This is a genomic window from Streptomyces odontotermitis, assembly GCF_050510915.1.
Classification (GTDB): Bacteria; Actinomycetota; Actinomycetes; order Streptomycetales; family Streptomycetaceae; genus Streptomyces.
Genome location: NZ_JBNJLS010000053.1, coordinates 1 through 1,288, shown reverse-complemented (window position 1 = coordinate 1,288; position 1,288 = coordinate 1). Strand labels below are relative to the sequence as shown.

The following is a 1,288-nucleotide window of genomic DNA, read 5'->3' as shown; positions in this document are numbered from 1 at the left end:
AAGGCCGATCGTGCTGTTGAACCACTGGGTGTCGGCGTTGAGTCCGGCGAAGGCCGAACCGTTGTTGTTGGCACCGGACGAGTAGGCGTACAGGATCTCGGAGAACCCGTGCGCGCCGGAGTTCGTCATGGAGTTGCCCGGTGTGGGCAGCGCCATCGCCGCAGCGGTGAAGCACAGGACCAGGGCGGGCGTGATGAGGATGTAGCAGGCGGCGAGCTTGATCTGCCGCGTGCCGATCTTCTTGCCCAGATACTCCGGCGTACGCCCCACCATCAGACCCGCGATGAACACCGCGATGATCGCCATGATCAGCATGCCGTAGAGACCGGAGCCGACACCACCGGGCGCGATCTCGCCCAGCTGCATGCCCAGCATCGTGATGCCGCCGCCGAACCCGGTGTACGAGGAGTGGAAGGAGTCCACCGCGCCCGTCGACGTGAGCGTCGTGGAGACCGCGAAGATCGACGAGCCGCCGATGCCGAACCGTGTCTCCTTGCCCTCCATCGCCCCGCCCGCGGCGTCGAACGCCGGGCCGTGGTGGGCGAACTCGGTCCACATCATCAGAGCGACGAAGACCACCCAGATCGTGGCCATCGTGGCCAGGATCGCGTAGCCCTGCTTGACCGAGCCGACCATCTTGCCGAAGGTCCGGGTCAGCGCGAACGGGATCACCAGGATGAGGAAGATCTCGAAGAGGTTGGAGAAGGCGTTCGGGTTCTCAAAGGGGTGGGCGGAGTTGGCGTTGAAGTAGCCGCCGCCGTTGGTGCCCAGCTCCTTGATGGCTTCCTGGGACGCGACAGCTCCGCCGTTCCACTGCTGCTTGCCGCCCATGAACTGGCCGACCTCGTGGATGCCGGAGAAGTTCTGGATCGCGCCACAGGCGACGAGGACGATCGCGCCGATGACCGCGATCGGGATCAGGATCCGGATGGTGCCGCGCACCAAGTCGGCCCAGAAGTTGCCGAGTTCACCGGTGCGCGAGCGGGCGAAGCCGCGTACGAGGGCGACCGCCACGGCGATCCCCACCGCCGCCGAGACGAAGTTCTGCACCGCGAGCCCGCCGGTCTGCACGACGTGGCCCATGGCCTGCTCGCCGTAGTACGACTGCCAGTTGGTGTTGGACACGAACGACGCGGCGGTGTTGAACGCCTGGTCCGGGTCGATCGCCTTGAAGCCGAGCGATCCGGGCAGCGATCCCTGCAGGCGCTGCAGCAGGTACAGGAACAGCACGCTCACCGCGGAGAAGGCGAGGACGCCGCGGAGATACGCCGGCCAGCGCATCTCCGCG

1 protein-coding gene is annotated in these 1,288 nt (G+C 66.5%); it reads right to left on the bottom strand.

What is annotated here, in order from left to right; all coding sequences use genetic code 11:
* Nucleotides 1-1,288: potassium-transporting ATPase subunit KdpA (gene kdpA / locus ACQB60_RS45705; RefSeq protein ID WP_496932035.1), on the bottom strand; the 1,288-nt coding region annotated here is incomplete at both ends.